This is a genomic window from Paraburkholderia sp. SIMBA_027, assembly GCF_046535315.1.
GTDB lineage: Bacteria > Pseudomonadota > Gammaproteobacteria > Burkholderiales > Burkholderiaceae > Paraburkholderia > Paraburkholderia tropica.
Map to the genome: position 1 here is coordinate 1 of NZ_JAWRWY010000495.1, position 275 is coordinate 275.

Below are 275 nucleotides of genomic sequence, written 5' to 3' on the forward strand. Positions count from 1 at the left end.
TCCCTAAGTTGATTACCTCGCATCCCAGCTGTTCTAACATCAGGTGTACGGCGAGACGGTTGGTATCGTAGATTTGGCCGTCGCCCAGCGGCTGGCCTGGCAACTGGAGTTCATCACCGGTAGAAAAAAGCGCTACACGCACTTTACGAATCACCGGAACTTCGGCAATCCCCAGTGAAGCAATTACTGGCAGCTCTGCGGTAGTCAGGCGAGTTCCCGCCGGGAAAACAACCGCACCCGCAGAGATATCTTCACCGCGACGGCGAATATTTTGC

The 275-nt window shown here is 54.9% G+C and carries 1 pseudogene; it reads right to left on the reverse strand.

Going from position 1 to position 275, the window contains the following annotated elements:
• A pseudogene (locus SB764_RS39975) lies at nt 1-275 on the reverse strand (molybdopterin molybdenumtransferase MoeA); the annotation flags it as partial.